Here is a 15219-nt window from a genome sequence, read left to right as displayed (position 1 = left end):
GCCTCACACTCAAACAATAATAAAAAAGGATGTCACCCATGCACTGCAAACACTGGGGCGTCACGCTCGCGGGTGGGTTTTTGGCTGCCAGTCAGGCCATGGCCGGTGATCTGTTTTTGTGGCAAACCAATAGCCTCACCTACTTGTACGGCAAGAACTTCGCGATCAATCCGTCGATCCAGCAAACCGTCACCTTTGAACATGCCGACAAATGGAAATACGGCGACAACTTTCTGTTTGTCGACCGCATTTTCTACAACGGCAAAGAGGACCCCAACAAAGGGCCGCACACGTACTACGGCGAGTTCAGCCCGCGCTTGTCGTTCGGCAAGATCTTCAATCAAAAGCTTGAGTACGGCCCGATCAAGGACGTGCTGCTGGCGATGACCTACGAGTACGGCGAAGGCGACAGCGAGGCGTATCTGATCGGCCCGGGCTTTGATCTGGCGGTACCTGGCTTTAATTACTTCACCCTCAATTTCTATCGCCGCCACACCGAAGGGCCGCGCCCTGGCACGGGCGTATGGCAGATAACCCCGTCGTTCTCCTACACCCTTCCCATGGGCCGCTCCAACGTGCTGATCGATGGCTATATGGATTGGGTGGTCGACAACGACCAGAACTCACACGGCACCTATCACGCCAACCTGCACTTCAATCCACAGATCAAATATGACCTGGGCAAAGCCCTGAATCTGGGTGATAAACAGCTCTATGTCGGCATTGAATACAGCTATTGGAAAGACAAATACGGCATCGACAGCAGCAGCCGTTTAGACACCCACCAAAACACCGCCAGCGCCTTGATCAAAGTCCACTTTTAAACCTGAACACCGTGCGTGCCCCGTCATTGCCAGCCCTGCGCAATGACGGGGCACTTGAGTGCCAGCCTCAGAGCCAGTATTCTCCGCGGCCGCTCAAAGATGGGCGCTGTTTTAAAGCTGACTTTGAAGCCAACTTTACGCGTTTAAACCAAGCGTTTACGACCTGCATCAGTCTCTTGCCACTCAACTACCAAACGGCAGTTGAGCGCTGTTTTTTGGCCGCAGGACACGCATGGCCCAACACTTGCTTTACGCATTAAAGCTGACCAAAAAGGCAAGTTTTAAAACAAAAGAACCAAGGGCCAAACAGAGCACCGCGTTCTTATTCATGCAGATTTTTTTAAAATTTTGGAGTAACCGAATGAAGCGCATTCTTACCGGCCTGATGCTTGCGGGGAGCTTGCTGGGCGGGTCAACGGCAGCCGCCGAAGACTTGCTGCAATGGCAAACCAACAGCCTGACGTACTTGTATGGCAAGGACTTCCAGGTGAATCCAAAGATTCAACAGACCCTGACCTTCGAGCACGCTGACAGCTGGAAATACGGTGATAACTTCTTCTTCCTCGACCGTATTTTTTACAACGGCAAAGAAGACGGAAGCCTCGGCCCTAATACCTACTACGGCGAGTTCACCCCGCGCTTATCGTTCGGCAAAATCTTCGACCAGAAGTTTGAGTTTGGCCCGATCAAAGACGTATTGCTGGCCCTGACTTACGAGTTTGGTGAAGGCGACTCTGATTCTTACTTGATCGGCCCGGGTTTCGACCTGAATGTTCCAGGCTTCGACTTCTTCCAATTGAACTTCTACAAGCGTTACCCAGAAGGCAATCGTGCGGGCCGTGGCGTTTGGCAGATTACCCCGGTGTGGTCGTACACCCTGCCGATGGGTAAATCCGACGTGGTCATCGACGGCTACATGGACTGGGTGGTCGACAACGACCAAAACGCCCGCGGCACGTATCACGCCAACCTGCACTTCAACCCACAGATCAAATATGACTTGGGCAAGGCACTGAACTGGGGCGCCAAGCAGTTGTATGTCGGTATCGAATACGACTACTGGAAAAACAAATACGGCATCGAAGACAGCGGTTCTTTCAAAACCACTCAGGACACCGCAAGCCTGTTGGTCAAGTACCACTTCTGATACGCCTATAAGCCTCGCGATCATTTAAAAGATCGCGAGGCACGCTCGCTCCTACAGGGGCTGAGGCGCCAGCAGCAACCCCCGCAGCATCACGTCCAGACTGCCCAGCGCCGCCGTCAGACGCTGCGGCGGGTTCTCGGCTTCGGCGATCCAGAACGACGCATCCATCAAGCCGCCCTGAATCAAATGTGCCAACGCCTCAGGGTCGGCGCGTTGAATCACCTGCGTGTCCATCAAGCCTTGCAGAATGACCCCGACCGAAGCTTTGCACTCCGACTGGCTGCTCTGTAAATACTCCGAGCCCAGCACCGAGGGGGCATCGCGCAAGATGATGCGCTGTACTTCGACTTGCAGCGACATTTCCAGATACAGCCGACACTGCGCCTGAAACCCTTCCCAAGGGCTCGGGGCTTGCGCAAACACCTGCGCCAATTGCGCATCCAGTTCGCCATCGATCTGCCTCGCCACCGCCTGCAACAAGCCCTTCTTGTCACCAAAGTGGTGATACAACGCCCCACGGGTCAGCCCGACAGAGGCCGTCAATTCATCCATTGAAGTCTGCGCATAACCGATCGAGCCGAACGCCTGGCGCGCAGCATCCAACAGCTTGCCACGGGTTTGTTCAATCATCTGCGACCGCGCTTTGGGCGCCATGTGTGCCACCTTTTTTTAAGATACGCGGCGTATGTTAATTGACATACGCCGCGTATGCGTATATTTCTACATACGCCGCGTATGTGATACCGAGCGAAACCCGCTCCCACCACGCCTCAATTGTTCCGGAGCTTGTATGGCTAACCCTTATCGCGAGATTTTCAGCGCCCCCGGCACCAAAGCCTTTTGCGCCGCTGGCCTGATCGCACGTATGCCCGTCTCCATGGCGGGTATCGGCATCATCACCATGCTCGCGCAGTTGCACGGCTCGTATTGGCTGGCCGGTGCCGTGGCGGCGACCTTCGCCCTGACAATGGCGCTGCTGGCGCCGCAAATCTCCCGGGCCGTTGATCGTTACGGCCAAGGCCGCGTCTTGCCGGGTGCCGCCGCCATCGGCGTGTGCGCCATGTTCGCGTTGCTGCTGTGCAGCCATCTAGAAGCACCCGACTGGACGCTGTTCGTATGCGCCGCCCTTGCCGGGTGCATGCCCAGCATGCCTGCCATGGTCCGCGCCCGCTGGAGCGAGCTGTATCGCGGTTCGCCCAAACTGCACACTGCCTTCGCCTTCGAATCGGTGCTCGATGAAGTGTGTTTTATCGTCGGGCCGCCCATTTCAGTGGGCCTCAGCGTGGCGCTGTTTCCTCAGGCCGGACCGCTCGTGGCGGCGATCTTCATGGCCGTGGGGGTAACCGCGTTTGTGCTGCAACGCGAAACCGAGCCGCCGGTGCACCCACGCACGCTGGAAAATAACGGCACCGTATTGCGCCAGGGCGCCGTGCTGGTGTTGGTGATGGCGCTGCTGGGGCTGGGCACCATTGTGGGCACCGTCGACGTGGTCAGCGTGGCCTTTGCCCAGCATCAGGGCCAACCCGCCGCCGCGAGCATTGTGCTGTCGGTCTACGCGCTGGGCTCCTGCATCGCCGGGCTGGCCTTCGGCATGCTCAAGCTGAACATGCCGTTGCCCAGACTCTTCCTGTTGGGTGCGCTGGCCACAGCCATCACCATGGTGCCGCTGATGTGGGCCAACAGCATCATCACCCTGGCCGCCGCCATGTTTGTAGCCGGACTGTTCTTCGCCCCGACGCTGATTACTGCGATGGCGCTGGTGGAAAACATCGTCGCACCGGCCAAGCTGACCGAAGGCCTGACCTGGATGATTACCGGCCTGGGCATCGGCGTGGCCCTCGGCGCCGTGGTCGGCGGCTGGGTGATCGATGCTTACGGCGCACCGGCCGGGTTCAACGTGTCGATGGCGGCAGGTCTGAGCATGCTGCTGTTTGCCGTGTTGGGCTATCGCCTGCTGCAAAACAGCACATCAGCCCACCCCAGCGCGTTGGCCTAACGTTTCACGGCGTGCCAGATCTTGCTTGCAACACTGACCGCCGCCAACACCACTGCGCCAGCAACGATGCCGGCCACGGCGTTAAGCAAGGTCGGCACAATCACCGACACCGCGCCCAGCCACGGCGTGGTGTTTTGCGCAACGCCTTCGATCCAGTGGTGCACCACCGGCACGCCGTGGGTCAGAATCCCGCCGCCTACCAAAAACATCGCGGCGGTCCCGATCACCGTCAGGCTTTTCATCATGTAAGGTGCGGCATTTAACACGCCGCGCCCGAAGCTGCGCTGAAGGCGTCGCCAGGCGCCCTCTCCGGTCTTCTGACTCAAGTACAGCCCACCGTCATCCAGCTTGACGATCCCCGCGACCACCCCATACACGCCGATGGTCATCACAATCGCGATACCGGACAACACCACCACCTGCTGCATCAACGGCGCCTCAGCCACGGTGCCCAAGGTGATGGCAATGATCTCGGCCGACAAAATAAAGTCAGTGCGCACCGCGCCCTTGATTTTGTCTTTCTCAAACGCCGCCAAGTCGACCTCTGAACTGGCGGCGGCTTCTTGCAGGGCTTTGCGCTCAGTCTGAGCGCTTTCCTTGCTGTGCAAAAATTTGTGCGCCAGCTTCTCAAAGCCCTCGAAACACAAGAACGCACCGCCCACCATCAGCAACGGCGTGACCGCCCACGGCACAAACGCGCTGATCGCCAAGGCTGCGGGCACCAAAATGAGCTTGTTGCGAAACGAGCCTTTGGCCACCGCCCAGACCACCGGCAACTCGCGTTCAGCGCGTACGCCCGATACCTGCTGCGCATTGAGCGCCAGATCATCGCCCAGCACCCCGGCCGTCTTTTTCGCGGCCATTTTGGTCATTAACGCGACGTCATCGAGCACGGCGGCAATATCGTCGAGCAACATCAGCAAACTGCTGCCTGCCATGGGGGAATATTCCTTGAAGTGTGAATGGGCCTAAGCATAGCGTGCGTCTGCCCATAAGCTGCAATCTTGAGCCGTCCGCAAACCCGGTGCTACCATGCCCGACCGCCACAACAGGCAAGGAAATACCCGGTTTATGAGCAGTATCCGCGAGCGTAATAAAGAACTGATTTTGCGAGCCGCCAGCGAAGAGTTCGCTGACAAGGGCTTCGCCGCCAGCAAAACCAGCGACATCGCGGCCAAAGCAGGGGTCCCAAAACCCAATGTCTATTACTACTTCAAGTCCAAAGAGAACCTGTACCGCGAAGTGCTCGAAAGCATCATCGAGCCGATACTGCGCGTCTCGACGCCGTTCAACGCCGACGGCGAGCCGAACGAAGTACTGAGTAACTACATCCGCTCCAAAATCCTGATTTCACGTGAACTGCCGTTTGCCTCAAAGGTATTCGCCAGCGAAATCATGCACGGCGCTCCGCACCTGAGTGAAAAACAAGTTGAGATGCTCAACGCCCAAGCCAAGCACAACATCACCTGCATCCAGACCTGGATCGACCGTGGACAAATCGCCCCGATCGATCCGCACCACCTGATGTTCAGCATCTGGGCCGCGACCCAGACCTACGCCGACTTCGACTGGCAAATCTCCGCCATCACCGGCAAGGCCAAGCTCGACGACAGCGACTACGAAGCCGCGACCCAAACCATCATTCGGCTGGTGCTCAAGGGCTGTGCCCCGGATTGACTCCTGGCGCAAAACCGTAGGAGCGAGCTTGCCTCGCGATCTTTTGAAGGCCTGAAAAGATCGCGAGACAAGCTCGCTCCTACAGAAAAACGTGATTAAACCGCCACCCCCGCATCCGCCCGCAACCCTAGCCCTTCTACCGCGCTGATCGCACATTGCTCATCAATGTCCGAGGTGTCGCCGCTGATGCCAATTGCACCGACCACAGTGCCTTGATCATCACGAATCAACACGCCACCCGGCGCAGGCACAACATCGCCCTGCCCCATCCCGTTGAGTGCCGCGAAAAACGCCGGGCGCTGCTGTGCGTCCAGCGCCAACAAGCGCGAGCCTTTACCCAAGGCAATCGCGCCCCAAGCTTTGCCAATCGCAATGTTGGGCCGCAACAGGCTCGCGCCGTCTTCACGCTGCAAGGCCAGTAAATACCCGCCCGCGTCGAGCACCGCCACTGTCAGCGGTGATGCATTGATCTGCCGACCCGCGCTGAGGGCTTGAGCGGTCAGGTTTAAAGCGTCTTTCAAGGTTAAAGCACTCATGGTTGCCGTCCTTATTTTGTTATTGGAAAGCCTGATGCGCGCCTGTATCAGGCGGCTCGAATGAGACCAATAGAACACAATAAATACATTATTTGTATACAATTTTCCGCACAACCAAATCAAAACTTGACCCGAAAGGCCTGTATAGAGGCCTTTTCACCTTCTATCACCCGATCAAATAAAACCGATTGACCTGCACACCAGAGCATGAATACACTCGCCCCACAGCCACTTGTATACAATTATAAAACGTAAGAGGCACAATCAAATGAGCAAAATGAGAGCAATCGAAGCCGCCGTGTTGGTGATGCGTCGCGAAGGTGTCGACACTGCCTTTGGTATTCCAGGCGCCGCCATCAACCCGCTGTATTCAGCCCTGCAGAATGTGGGCGGCATCGATCACGTCCTTGCTCGCCACGTGGAAGGCGCCTCGCACATGGCCGAGGGTTACACCCGCACCAAAGCCGGCAATATTGGCGTGTGCATCGGCACTTCCGGCCCAGCGGGCACTGACATGGTGACCGGGCTTTACAGCGCCTCTGCCGACTCGATCCCGATTCTGTGCATCACCGGCCAAGCCCCTCGGGCGCGCATGCACAAAGAAGACTTCCAGGCCGTCGACATCACCAGCATCGTCAAACCCGTGACCAAATGGGCGACTACTGTGCTCGAACCGGGCCAGGTACCGTATGCGTTCCAGAAAGCCTTTTTTGAGATGCGCTCCGGTCGCCCCGGCCCAGTGCTGATCGACCTGCCGTTTGATGTGCAAATGGCTGAAATCGAGTTCGACATCGACGCTTACGAGCCGTTGCCGCTGGCCAAGCCTTCAGCCACGCGGGTCCAGGTTGAAAAAGCCCTGGCCATGCTTGATCAGGCCGAGCGCCCGCTGCTGGTCAGCGGCGGTGGCGTGATCAACGCCGACGCCAGCGACCTGCTGGTGGAGTTTGCCGAATTGACCGGTATTCCAGTGATCCCGACCCTGATGGGCTGGGGCACGATTGCCGACGATCACCCGCTGATGGTGGGCATGGTTGGCCTGCAAACCTCGCACCGCTATGGCAACGCCACCCTGCTCAAATCCGACGTGGTGCTGGGTATCGGCAACCGCTGGGCCAACCGCCACACCGGCTCGGTTGAGGTGTACACCGAAGGCCGCAGGTTCATTCACGTCGACATTGAGCCCACGCAAATCGGCCGCGTGTTCACCCCGGATCTGGGCATCGTTTCCGACGCAGGCTCTGCACTCAAGGTGTTCCTGGAAGTGGCCCGCGAATGGAGAGCCGCCGGCAAACTGAAAAACCGCAGCGCCTGGCTGCAAGACTGCCAGCAACGCAAAGCCACCCTGCACCGCAAGACTCACTTCGACACTGTGCCGGTCAAGCCGCAACGCGTGTACGAAGAGATGAACCAGGTCTTCGGCAAAGACACCTGTTATGTCAGCACCATCGGTTTGTCGCAGATTGCCGGTGCGCAGTTCCTGCACGTTTACAAGCCTCGGCACTGGATCAACTGTGGTCAGGCCGGGCCTCTGGGCTGGACCATTCCGGCCGCACTGGGTGTGGTCAAAGCCGACCCGAGCCGCAATGTGGTGGCTTTGTCGGGCGACTATGACTTCCAGTTCATGATCGAAGAACTGGCCGTTGGCGCACAGTTCAACCTGCCGTATATCCACGTGGTCGTGAACAACTCCTACCTGGGCCTGATCCGTCAGGCACAGCGCGGATTCGAAATGGACTACTGCGTACAGCTGTCTTTCGACAACCTCAACGCCCCGGAACTCAACGGGTATGGCGTCGACCACGTCGCCGTGGCGCAAGGCCTGGGCTGCAAGGCATTGCGCGTCTTTGAGCCGGATCAAATTCAGCCCGCACTGCGCAAGGCTCAAGAACTGATCAAAGAATTCCGCGTACCGGTGGTCGTGGAGATTATTCTGGAGCGCGTGACCAATATTTCGATGGGCACCGAAATCAACGCCGTCAACGAATTTGAAGATCTGGCGCTGGTGGGTAACGATGCACCGACCGCTATTTCAATGCTCGATTAACGGATTAGCCCTTCCCCTCTCCCACAGGGAGAGGGCACCCAAAGCAGGAGTTCACCATGCCGCGTTTTGCTGCCAACCTGTCCATGCTGTTCACCGAACAGGATTTCCTTGTCCGTTTTCAAGCGGCTGCCAATGCTGGTTTCCACGGCGTTGAATACCTGTTTCCTTACGAGTACAGCTCCGCCGAAATCAAGGCGCATCTGGATGCCAACAAACTGACCCAAGTGCTGTTCAACCTGCCCGCCGGTGATTGGGCCAAGGGTGAGCGCGGCATTGCCTGCCACCCGGATCGGGTTGAAGAATTCCACGCTGGCGTCGATTTGGCCATCGCCTACGCGCAAGTCCTGGGCAACACTCAAATCAACTGCCTGGCCGGCATTCGCCCACAAGGCGTAGACGACGCGACGGTCGAAAGAACCTTTGTGAGCAACCTCAAATACGCCGCCGACAAACTGCAAGCGGTGGGCATCAAGCTGGTGATGGAAGCGATCAACACCCGCGACATTCCGGGCTTCTATCTCAATAACACCCAGCAAGCGCTGGCGATTCAGGACAAGGTCGGCAGCGCCAACCTGTTCCTGCAATACGACATCTACCACATGCAAATCATGGAAGGCGACCTGGCGCGCACGATGCAGACGCACCTGCCGCAGATCAACCACATCCAACTGGCCGACAACCCCGGGCGCCATGAGCCGGGCACTGGCGAGATCAACTACCGATTCCTGTTCGAGCACCTGGACCGCATCGGCTATCAGGGTTGGGTGGGTTGCGAGTACAAGCCGCTGACCAGCACCGAAGCCGGGCTGGGATGGCTTAAAACGCATAACGCGGTGTAAGGATTTTCTGTAGGAGCGAGCTTGCCTCGCGATCTTTTAAAAGATCAAAAGATCGCGAGGCAAGCTCGCTCCTACAGAGGCTGACTATTAAATAAAAACAAGAGGATTTGTCATGGCTAAAATCGGATTTATCGGCACCGGAATCATGGGTTCGCCTATGGCCAGCAACTTGCAAAAAGCCGGGCACAGCCTGTTCCTGTCCACCCACCACGGCGCAGCTCCGGCCGATCTGGTGGCCGCAGGTGCCATCGCGCTGGCCAGCCCGAAAGAAGTCGCCCAGGAAGCCGAATTCATCATCGTCATGGTGCCCGACACCCCACAGGTCGATGACGTGCTGTTTCGCGAAGACGGCATCGCAGCGGGCCTGAGCCCGAACAAAGTGGTGATCGACATGAGTTCGATCTCCCCGACCGCGACCAAGGCCTTCGCTGAAAAGATCAACGCCAAGGGCGCGCAATACCTCGACGCTCCAGTCTCTGGCGGCGAAGTCGGGGCCAAGGCCGGCACCTTAAGCATCATGGTCGGCGGCGACGAAAAAACCTTCGCCCGCGCCCTGCCCCTGCTGCAAAGCATGGGTAAAAACATCACCCTGGTGGGCGGCAATGGCGATGGTCAAACCGCCAAAGTGGCCAACCAGATCATCGTTGCGCTGAACATTCAGGCCGTTGCCGAAGCCCTGGTGTTTGCCGCTAAAAACGGCGCCGACCCCGCCAAAGTGCGTGAAGCACTGATGGGCGGCTTCGCTTCGTCGAAGATTCTCGAAGTGCATGGCGAGCGCATGATCAAAGGCACCTTCGACCCAGGCTTCCGTATCAGCCTGCACCAGAAAGACCTCAACCTGGCACTGGCGGGCGCCCGTGAACTGGGGATCAACCTGCCCAACACCGCCAACGCCCAACAAGTGTTCAGCACCTGCGCCGCCATCGGCGGCAGCAACTGGGACCACTCGGCGCTGATCAAAGGCCTGGAACACATGGCCAACTTCTCTATCCGCGACCAATAACCTCTCCTCGCAACATGGTGTAGTCGCTGACGAAGAATGAGGCTGCGATGGGCAGCGAAGCGGCCCCTGACGGCGGTCCTGCGGCCCGCATTGCAGCCTTCGTACCTTGGCAGCGACTACGTGTCAGGAGTTTCCATGCGTTCATCCTCACTCAGCCCAATCTGCCCCGATTGGGCCACCGCCCTGTGCACGGGTTTCAGTCAGATTTTCCTGCAACGTCATCCGCTCTGCGGCGTTTTGTGCCTGCTGGCCATTCTGATCAGCGCCCCCACGCTGCTCGGCGGCGCATTGCTCGGCGCTGTCGCCGGTTTGCTGACCGCGCAACGACGCGGCTATGCGAAAACCGAGCGCCAGGCCGGGCTCTACAGTTACAACGGCGTGTTGCTGGGGCTACTGCTGAGCCATCAACTGCCATGGTCCGCCATGCTGCCGTTGCTGATCATCACCAGCGCCGGGCTCAGCAGCATGCTAGTTCATCAATGGCTCAAGCGGTCCACCCAGCCCCAAAGCCTGTTGATCTATACCGCGCCATTTGTGGGCCTGGGCTGGCTGCTGCTCAGCCTGCACCCCTTGCCCGCGCAGCCCGAACAGCTACACGCAATCAACAGCTTCACCCTGGTTACAGCACTGTTTAAAGGCATCGGCCAGGTCATGCTGCTGCAACACCCGGTCGCCGGGTTACTGATTGTGCTCGGCCTGTGGCTAAGCAGTTGGCGCGCCGCCGTGTGGGCGCTTATCGGCTCATTGGCGGGGCTTTTGTTCAGCCTCTACCAGCACGACACCAGTGCTGCGCTCAGCGGGCTGGCGGGATACAACCCGGCGCTGGCCGCATTGGCCTTGAGCCAGCAACGCCGTGGCGTCTGGCTGCCGCTCAGCGGTATCGTCCTTACATTGCTGCTGATGCCGGTCTTCAAGGCTTTAGGGATGCCTCCATTGACCGCCCCGTTTGTGCTCGGTTGCTGGCTGATCGTCAGCGGTGTACGGCTGTTCAGACCTCAACCCGTTGCAGATGACAAGCAAAGCCGGTTGCGCATCGAGCGTTAATACCCGAATCTTCTGACATTCTGGATTCGAGCAACCTACATGAATAATCAGGATTGGCGTCAGCGCCTGTACGTGATGGTCTTTCAGTCCGACACGCCAGCCGGACGCCGCTTTGATACCACGCTGTTGCTGATCATCATGGCGAGCCTGGTGGTTGTGATACTGGACAGCATCAACAGTATTCACCGCAACTACGCCGATCTGTTGGCGTACATCGAGTGGGGCTTCACCTTTGTGTTTGCGGTCGAATACGGCCTGCGCCTGTACTGCTCGCCCAAACCCCTGCGCTACGCCTTCAGCTTTTACGGGCTGGTGGACGTGCTGGCCATCGTGCCGGGGATTCTGGCCATTTATTACAGCGACGCACAGTACCTGCTGATCATCCGAATTATCCGCATGCTGCGCATTTTCCGGATTCTCAAACTGGTGCCGTACCTGAGCCAGGCCAACTACCTGCTCTCGGCCTTGCGCGGCAGCAAACAGAAAATCATCGTATTTTTAGTCGGTGTCTCCACCTTGGTGACTGTGTTCGGCACCTTGATGTACGTGGTCGAAGGCCCGGAAAACGGCTTTACCAGCATCCCGGTCAGCATCTATTGGGCCATCGTCACGCTGACCACAGTGGGTTATGGCGACATCGTGCCGAAAACAATCCCCGGGCAAATCCTCTCGGCCATGGTGATGATCACCGGCTATTCGATCATCGCCGTGCCCACCGGGATTTTTACCGCCGAACTGGCCAATGCCATGCGCGGTGAGAAACTCAAGCACGACTGCCCGACCTGCAAGAAAGACCAGCACGAACCCTCGGCGTCTTTTTGCTCGCGCTGCGGCAATGCACTATTTACCAAAAACGTATAACCAAAGTGCTTTTTAATCTTTTAAGGACTATGCGCCACCCGCTATAGTCGGTGGCAAATTGCCCCTATTGCTCCCTATAACAAGGAATACGCAGTGAAAAAACTCTTTAGCGCCTCCGTATTGGCCGCCGGCCTTGTCCTCAGCAGCTTCGCGCACGCGGACACCACGTTGCTGAACGTGTCCTACGACGTTATGCGCGACTTCTATAAAGACTACAACGCTGCTTTCCAGAAACACTGGCAAGCCGAACACAATGACAAAATCAACGTACAGATGTCGTTTGGCGGCTCCAGCAAACAAGCGCGTTCGGTGATCGATGGCCTCAAGGCTGATGTGATCACCATGAACATGGCCACCGACATCAACGCCTTGGCCGATAACGGCCAACTGGTACCAGAGAACTGGGTGACCCGCCTGCCAAACAACAGTGCACCGTTCACCTCAGCCACCGTGTTTATTGTCCGTAAAGGCAATCCGAAAGCCCTGAACGACTGGCCAGATCTGCTCAAGGACGGCGTGCAAGTGATCGTGCCCAACCCGAAAACCTCGGGTAACGGCCGCTACACCTTCCTCTCGGCCTGGGGTTATGTGCTGAAAAATGGCGGCGACGAAACCAAGGCCAAAGACTTTGTCGGCAAGCTCTTCAAACAAGCCCCCGTACTGGACACCGGCGGCCGTGCCGCCACCACCACCTTCATGACCAACCAGATCGGCGACGTGCTGGTGACCTTCGAAAACGAAGCTGAAATGATCGCCCGCGAATTCGGCCGTGACCAATTCGAAGTGATCTACCCAAGCGTATCGGCTGAAGCCGAGCCGCCGGTCAGCGTGGTTGACAAAGTGGTCGACAAAAAAGGCACCCGTGCGGCAGCCGATGAATACCTGAAATACCTGTGGTCGCCAGAAGGCCAGGAAATTGCCGCCAACAACTACCTGCGCCCACGCGACAAGGCGGTATTGGCCAAGTACAACGACCGCTTCCCGAAAGTCGACTTCCTGTCGGTTGAAAAAACCTTCGGTGACTGGCGCGACGTGCAGAAAAAGTACTTCAACGATGGCGGTGTATTCGACCAGATCTACAACCAGTAATGTTGCATGTGTAGCCGCTGCCGAGGAACGAGGCTGCGATAAGGGCCGCAGGACCTTCTCTTTCTGAGGGTCGCTACGCAACCCATCGCAGCCTTCGGCAGCGGCTACAATCCCTGCATGCACGACCTGTACAAAAACACAGTAAAAAAACTTGCTCTCCAGCCAATGACTGCCCATGCTGCACCTCTTCTGCGAAGCACGAATGAGTGAAGCTATGCGGCTGTTTCTGTGTGAAAAACCCTCCCAGGCCAAAGATATTGCAGCCGTGCTCGGTGCCAGCCGACGCGGTGATGGCTGCTGGGTGGGGCCTGCTGCCACGGTGACGTGGTGCATCGGCCACCTGCTCGAAACCGCCCCGCCAGACGCCTACGACGAACGCTACAAGCGTTGGGTGCTGGCCGACCTGCCGATCGTCCCTGACAAATGGAAGATGCGGGTCAAACCCAAAACCGCCAGCCAGTTCAAAGCGGTCAAGCGACTGCTCGGCGAAGCCAGTGAACTGGTCATCGCGACCGACGCCGACCGCGAAGGTGAAATGATCGCCCGCGAACTGGTCGAACACTGCCGCTATCGCGGGCCCATCCAGCGCCTGTGGCTGTCAGCCCTGGACGACGCGTCGATTCGCAAGGCCCTGGGCGCTCTCAAGCCTGGTGCAGAAACCTTCAACCTCTACCACTCCGCCCTGGGGCGCTCGCGGGCCGACTGGCTGATTGGCATGAACATGAGTCGCCTGTTTACCTTGCTTGGGCGCCAATCAGGCTATCAAGGCGTGTTGCCCGTTGGCCGAGTGCAAACGCCGACCCTGCGTCTCGTGGTCGACCGCGATCGCAGCATCAGCGACTTTGTGCCGGTGGCGTATTGGGCAATTGACGTGCAGCTCAACCACGACAACCAGTTGTTCACCGCGCAATGGCGGGCCGACCCCGACACCTGCGACGATCAGGACCGCTGCCTCAATCAGGCCCATGCACAACAGGCCGCCACGGCGATCAACAACGCCAGCCATGCCAGGGTCAGCACACTGCGCACCGAGCGCATGCGCGAAGTCGCGCCATTGCCATTCGACCTCGGCACCCTGCAAGAAGTGTGTTCAAAAAAGCTCGGCCTCGGCGCGCAAGAAACCCTCGACGTCGCCCAAGCACTGTACGAAACCTATAAAGTCGTGACCTATCCGCGCAGCGATTGCGGCTACCTGCCACAAAGCCAGCACGCCGAAGCGGCCTCCATTCTGGCGGCCTTGCGCCAGGCCGACCCAAGCCTTGCGCCGTTGGCCGAACATCTCGACCCGCAACGCCGCTCGCGGGCATGGAACGACGCCAAAGTCAGCGCTCACCACGGCATCATCCCCACCGCCGCCGCAAAAAACCTCGAACGCCTGAGCGGCAAACACCGCGCTGTTTACACCTTGATTCGTGCCCGTTACCTGGCGCAGTTTCTGCCCAACCACGAATACGACCGCACCCAGGCCGACTTCGATTGCGCTGGCCAGCACGTGCGCGCCGTCGGCAAACAAATCGTCCAGCCGGGCTGGAAACGCGCCCTGCCCGAAGCCCTGGCCCCGGCCAAAGGCCGCGAAGCCCCGGCGCCACAACCCTTGCCGATACTGCGTGAAGGGCTCGACTGCGCGATTGCCAACGTCCACCTCAAAGACCTGTGGACCCAACCGCCCAAACCCTTTACCGAAGGCGACCTGATCAAAGCGATGAAAAACGTCGCCAAACTGGTCCAAGACCCGCTGCTCAAACAAAAACTCAAAGACACCACCGGCATTGGCACCGAAGCCACGCGCGCGGGGATTATTCAGGGTTTGCTTGATCGCGGTTATCTCAGCAAAAACGGCAAGGCACTGGCGGCCACAGCACCGGCTTTCAGCCTGATCGACGCCGTGCCCCGCGCCATCGCCGACCCAGGCACCACCGCTATCTGGGAACAAGCGCTGGACATGGTGCAAAGCGGCGAAATGAGCCTCGACATCTTCGTCGCCAAACAAGCCGCCTGGATGAGCAAACACATCGAGCGCTGCAGCGGCCTGCGCCTGACCATCAGCGGCCCGGCCAGCCCGGCGGGTGTGGCACCCGCCTGGAAGAAAAAACGCAAAAGCCCCGCGGGCAAGCCCAAGGCCAAGCGTGTGACCAAGGCTAAAAGTGCCTGAGTAATCA

General features: G+C 58.4%; 14 protein-coding genes. 11 read left to right on the top strand and 3 right to left on the bottom strand.

The window, feature by feature from the left end:
* Positions 1-38: 38 nt before the first annotated feature.
* Together RHM56_RS08580 and RHM56_RS08575 are read left to right on the top strand one after the other, a co-directional pair.
* Positions 39-824, top strand: a complete 786-nt coding sequence (locus RHM56_RS08580; protein ID WP_322240472.1) for an outer membrane protein OmpK — start codon at positions 39-41, stop codon at positions 822-824.
* A gap of 361 nt (positions 825-1185) precedes the next feature.
* On the top strand, positions 1186-1971 hold the full coding sequence (locus RHM56_RS08575; RefSeq protein WP_322240470.1) for an outer membrane protein OmpK: 786 nt from the start codon (positions 1186-1188) through the stop codon (positions 1969-1971).
* Positions 1972-2022: 51 nt separating this feature from the next.
* Here the strand turns inward: RHM56_RS08575 and RHM56_RS08570 are convergent, their stop codons facing one another.
* Positions 2023-2625, bottom strand: a complete 603-nt coding sequence (locus tag RHM56_RS08570) for a TetR/AcrR family transcriptional regulator (protein ID WP_322240467.1) — start codon at positions 2623-2625, stop codon at positions 2023-2025.
* A gap of 136 nt (positions 2626-2761) precedes the next feature.
* On the opposite strand from RHM56_RS08570, the gene RHM56_RS08565 reads away from it, so the two are divergent.
* Complete coding sequence (locus RHM56_RS08565) at positions 2762-3967, top strand: MFS transporter (protein ID WP_322240464.1); 1206 nt, start codon at positions 2762-2764, stop codon at positions 3965-3967.
* Here the strand turns inward: RHM56_RS08565 and RHM56_RS08560 are convergent.
* Entirely contained in the window at positions 3964-4905 is a 942-nt protein-coding gene (locus RHM56_RS08560; RefSeq protein ID WP_322240461.1) for a DUF808 domain-containing protein, read from the bottom strand. The genes RHM56_RS08565 and RHM56_RS08560 overlap by 4 nt on opposite strands.
* A 133-nt stretch (positions 4906-5038) precedes the next feature.
* Here RHM56_RS08560 and RHM56_RS08555 point away from each other — a divergent pair, with 133 nt between their 5' ends.
* On the top strand, positions 5039-5644 hold the full coding sequence (locus RHM56_RS08555) for a TetR/AcrR family transcriptional regulator (protein ID WP_322240458.1): 606 nt from the start codon (positions 5039-5041) through the stop codon (positions 5642-5644).
* A gap of 95 nt (positions 5645-5739) precedes the next feature.
* Here the strand turns inward: RHM56_RS08555 and RHM56_RS08550 are convergent, their stop codons facing one another.
* Positions 5740-6180 carry a heme-binding protein gene (locus RHM56_RS08550; protein WP_322240456.1) on the bottom strand — a complete coding sequence of 147 codons (441 nt, stop codon included), beginning with the start codon at positions 6178-6180 and terminating at the stop codon, positions 5740-5742.
* 268 nt (positions 6181-6448) lie between these two features.
* Here RHM56_RS08550 and gcl point away from each other — a divergent pair, with 268 nt between their 5' ends.
* The 7 genes from gcl to RHM56_RS08515 all read left to right on the top strand — a co-directional run bounded on the left by gcl (position 6449) and on the right by RHM56_RS08515 (position 15212).
* Positions 6449-8224 carry a glyoxylate carboligase gene (gene gcl, locus RHM56_RS08545; protein ID WP_322240453.1) on the top strand — a complete coding sequence of 592 codons (1776 nt, stop codon included), beginning with the start codon at positions 6449-6451 and terminating at the stop codon, positions 8222-8224.
* Positions 8225-8280: 56 nt separating this feature from the next.
* A complete protein-coding gene (hyi, locus tag RHM56_RS08540; RefSeq protein ID WP_322240450.1) occupies positions 8281-9063 on the top strand; it encodes a hydroxypyruvate isomerase in 783 nt (260 codons plus the stop codon).
* Between the two features lie 112 nt (positions 9064-9175).
* Complete coding sequence (locus RHM56_RS08535; protein ID WP_322240448.1) at positions 9176-10066, top strand: 2-hydroxy-3-oxopropionate reductase; 891 nt, start codon at positions 9176-9178, stop codon at positions 10064-10066.
* Between the two features lie 135 nt (positions 10067-10201).
* Complete coding sequence (locus RHM56_RS08530) at positions 10202-11110, top strand: urea transporter (protein WP_322240446.1); 909 nt, start codon at positions 10202-10204, stop codon at positions 11108-11110.
* A gap of 39 nt (positions 11111-11149) precedes the next feature.
* The gene (locus tag RHM56_RS08525) at positions 11150-11971 is read left to right on the top strand and encodes an ion transporter (protein WP_322240442.1); all 822 of its coding nucleotides are present in this window, start codon (positions 11150-11152) and stop codon (positions 11969-11971) included.
* 93 nt (positions 11972-12064) lie between these two features.
* Entirely contained in the window at positions 12065-13060 is a 996-nt protein-coding gene (locus tag RHM56_RS08520; protein WP_322240440.1) for a sulfate ABC transporter substrate-binding protein, read from the top strand.
* 214 nt (positions 13061-13274) lie between these two features.
* Positions 13275-15212, top strand: coding sequence for a DNA topoisomerase III (locus tag RHM56_RS08515; protein ID WP_322241734.1), 1938 nt, complete (start codon positions 13275-13277; stop codon positions 15210-15212).
* Positions 15213-15219: the final 7 nt, after the last annotated feature.

This window comes from Pseudomonas sp. CCC3.1 (assembly GCF_034347405.1).
Lineage (GTDB): Bacteria > Pseudomonadota > Gammaproteobacteria > Pseudomonadales > Pseudomonadaceae > Aquipseudomonas.
The sequence above is the reverse complement of the archived record's forward strand: the minus strand, read 5'-3'. Positions and strand labels throughout refer to the sequence as shown.

What these genes read in the sequence shown, in the direction of transcription:
- RHM56_RS08580 (WP_322240472.1), top strand. Translation starts at nt 39, where the DNA reads ATGCACTGCAAACACTGGGGCGTCACGCTCGCGGGTGGGTTTTTGGCT.
- RHM56_RS08575 (WP_322240470.1), top strand. Translation starts at nt 1,186, where the DNA reads ATGAAGCGCATTCTTACCGGCCTGATGCTTGCGGGGAGCTTGCTGGGC.
- RHM56_RS08570 (WP_322240467.1), bottom strand. Translation starts at nt 2,625, where the DNA reads ATGGCGCCCAAAGCGCGGTCGCAGATGATTGAACAAACCCGTGGCAAG.
- RHM56_RS08565 (WP_322240464.1), top strand. Translation starts at nt 2,762, where the DNA reads ATGGCTAACCCTTATCGCGAGATTTTCAGCGCCCCCGGCACCAAAGCC.
- RHM56_RS08560 (WP_322240461.1), bottom strand. Translation starts at nt 4,905, where the DNA reads ATGGCAGGCAGCAGTTTGCTGATGTTGCTCGACGATATTGCCGCCGTG.
- RHM56_RS08555 (WP_322240458.1), top strand. Translation starts at nt 5,039, where the DNA reads ATGAGCAGTATCCGCGAGCGTAATAAAGAACTGATTTTGCGAGCCGCC.
- RHM56_RS08550 (WP_322240456.1), bottom strand. Translation starts at nt 6,180, where the DNA reads ATGAGTGCTTTAACCTTGAAAGACGCTTTAAACCTGACCGCTCAAGCC.
- gcl (WP_322240453.1), top strand. Translation starts at nt 6,449, where the DNA reads ATGAGCAAAATGAGAGCAATCGAAGCCGCCGTGTTGGTGATGCGTCGC.
- hyi (WP_322240450.1), top strand. Translation starts at nt 8,281, where the DNA reads ATGCCGCGTTTTGCTGCCAACCTGTCCATGCTGTTCACCGAACAGGAT.
- RHM56_RS08535 (WP_322240448.1), top strand. Translation starts at nt 9,176, where the DNA reads ATGGCTAAAATCGGATTTATCGGCACCGGAATCATGGGTTCGCCTATG.
- RHM56_RS08530 (WP_322240446.1), top strand. Translation starts at nt 10,202, where the DNA reads ATGCGTTCATCCTCACTCAGCCCAATCTGCCCCGATTGGGCCACCGCC.
- RHM56_RS08525 (WP_322240442.1), top strand. Translation starts at nt 11,150, where the DNA reads ATGAATAATCAGGATTGGCGTCAGCGCCTGTACGTGATGGTCTTTCAG.
- RHM56_RS08515 (WP_322241734.1), top strand. Translation starts at nt 13,275, where the DNA reads ATGCGGCTGTTTCTGTGTGAAAAACCCTCCCAGGCCAAAGATATTGCA.